General features: G+C 47.6%; 1 protein-coding gene. It reads right to left on the reverse strand.

Annotated features, from left to right (window positions below; genetic code table 11):
• Window positions 1-156 precede the first annotated feature (156 nt).
• Window positions 157-1371 (reverse strand): tyrosine-type recombinase/integrase, encoded by a 1215-nt coding sequence (locus J5224_RS27355; protein ID WP_264628288.1) that lies wholly within the window; start codon window positions 1369-1371, stop codon window positions 157-159.
• Window positions 1372-1517: the final 146 nt, after the last annotated feature.

Genomic DNA, 1517 nt, shown 5'->3' on the forward strand with positions numbered 1-1517 from the left:
TATTTATTTTCCTGTTTTAAGATATTTTATAATTTTCATATTAATCAATTAGTTAATAAATATCAGTTTAAATTCTGACTTAATTCTTATCTGCTTTAGCCAAGAAAAAGGGCTATGTCCGCTAAGACATAGCCCTTCTTTTATCAGCCGTTATCCTTACCCACGCCGATTAAACGCTCCCTGCACCACATTGCTTCCGTTCTCAAGGCTTACCATGTAGTCGGCATACCATTGCAGCATCTCACGTCTGCCATCAAGATATTGCGCATGGTTGTAGGTGCCACGGATAGCATTCTTATCAACATGCGCCAGTTGGGTTTCAATCCATGCGGTGTTGTAGCCCTGTTCATGAAGAACGGTGCTCATGGTATGACGGAAGCCGTGACCCGTAACCCGGCCTGTATAGCCAATTCGCTTAAATACCTGATTGATACTGGCTTCACTCATGGTCTTACTGGGATCATTGCGTCCCGGAAACAGTAAAGGAAATTGTCCCGTCATCGCTCTGATCTGTTCGATAATGGCTAGCGCTTGGGTAGATAGCGGGATGATATGAGGACGGCGCATTTTCATGCGTTCAGCAGAAATTTCCCATAGCGCTTTCTTGGTATCGATTTCTGACCATAACGCACCGCGCAATTCCCCTGTTCTCAGGCCAGTAATGATCAGCAATCTCGCTGCCAGCACCATCAGTTCACTACCAGAGTAGCCAGCAAGGGCTTTAAAGAAAGCAGGAAGCTCTTCGGTGGTCAGGAACGGGTAATGTGTAGACTCATGCCCCTGCATGGCACTGGTGAGATCAGGCGCGGGATTATACTCGGCTCTGCCTGTCACGATGGCGTAGCGAAACACTTCGCCGCAGCGTTGACGTACTTTTTTGGCTTTCTCGGTCGCGCCTCGGTCTTCCATCTTTTTCAGCACGTTTAGCAGTTCCAACGGCTTGATGTCTGCAACAGGACGTTGACCAATGAACGGGAAGACGTCTTTGTTGAACGCTTCAAGAATGTCTGAGGCATATCCCGCAGACCATTTCTTCACTTTCATGCTGTGCCATTCGAGTGCAATTTGCTGAAAGGTGTTTTTGACTTCTTCAATGTGGGCTTGTTTGCTTTCTTGCTTAAACGCACTCGGATCAACGCCATTAACCAGCAGCTTTTTAGCATCATCTCTTTTGCTTCTGGCATCGGCTAAGGTAATGGTCGGGTAGACACCAAACACCACACGTTTTTCTTTACCTGCGATGCGGTATTTCATGCGCCAGCTTTTGGTGCCGTTCGGGAACACCTCCAGATACATGCCCCCACCATCGGCTAACTTGTAGGGTTTATCTTTGGGCTTGGCAGTCTCGACCTGTCTGGCATTGAGCTTCATTTGGGGGCATCTCCTTTAGACCGAACACGATATGCCCCCACTGATGCCCCCAACTCAGCGTAGATTTCCGTGAACGTGAGTAGACGAGCAGAGACAATAAGGGCCGTGAAACCGCGTATTATAAGGGTTTAAAGGGTGTTTGAGTA

This window comes from Candidatus Symbiopectobacterium sp. NZEC135, assembly GCF_025962695.1.

What these genes read in the sequence shown, in the direction of transcription:
- J5224_RS27355 (WP_264628288.1), bottom strand. Translation starts at nt 1,371, where the DNA reads ATGAAGCTCAATGCCAGACAGGTCGAGACTGCCAAGCCCAAAGATAAA.